The sequence below is a fragment of the Salmonella sp. 32031103-2018-00083-FB-01-SM-01 genome (assembly GCF_017571995.1).
Classification (GTDB): Bacteria; Pseudomonadota; Gammaproteobacteria; order Enterobacterales; family Enterobacteriaceae; genus Salmonella; species Salmonella enterica.
On sequence record NZ_JAGEQL010000020.1, the window covers coordinates 1 to 840 of the forward strand.

Annotated in this window: 1 protein-coding gene; it reads right to left on the minus strand. The window is 50.7% G+C overall.

Features of this window, described 5'->3' with window-relative positions; all coding sequences use genetic code 11:
* Window positions 1-3 precede the first annotated feature (3 nt).
* On the minus strand, window positions 4-840 hold an 837-nt coding region (locus J4614_RS21890; protein WP_208293311.1), incomplete at its 5' end, for an IS3-like element ISSen1 family transposase.

Consider the following 840-nt stretch of genomic DNA (forward strand, 5'->3'; position numbering starts at 1 on the left):
TGACTAGTCCTGATATAGGTTGACAGTTTTTTGTCTGTAAAACGCCTGATGAACATCATCGGGCGTTTTGTATTTCAGGGCCAGGTGTGGCCGTTCATGGTTATAAATTGCCACGGACTCTTTTACTATTTCCCGCGCTTGCGCCAGGTCTGCAGGACGCGAGAGTAAAAACTCATTTTTCAGTATCCCGTTTATTCTCTCAGCCAGCGCATTCTGGTAGCAGTCGTAACCATCGGTCATTGAACAGGTTATTCCGTTTCGCTCATGAACTGACTGATAAAGTACCGAACAGTATTGCAGTCCTCTGTCAGAGTGATGTACCAGCGGACCTGTCGTTTTTCTCCGCCTCAGAGCCTGCCTGAACGCCTTTACCACATTTTCTGTCTGCAGGTTTTCCCCGACATGGTAACCCACGATTTTTCTGGAGCAGGCATCGGTGACCAGACTCAGATAGGCCGTGCCGCTGCGTAGTGGAAGGTAAGTAATATCGGCGACCCAGACCTGCTCTGGCTCAAGGGCGGTAACCTGTTCAGGGCCGGGTTTCAGCAGATTAGGATGCCGGTAAAAGCGATGATGGCTGTTGGTGGTTTTGTGATATGCCCGTTTCACGGGTACCAGGAGCCGGTATTCACCCAGCAGATTAAACAGACGGTCCCGTCCGATATTCAGCGTTTTATCGGCCTGCATGTTCAGCATATAGTGCAGTTTACGCGTACCGATTCGCGGCTGACGGCACCGGGTACGGGCAACAAAATCAAGAACCTGAGCATGATGCTCCTGCCGTTTATTACATCTTGTATTGTACTGGTACCACGCCTGTCTGCTGTGCCCCAGGAACTG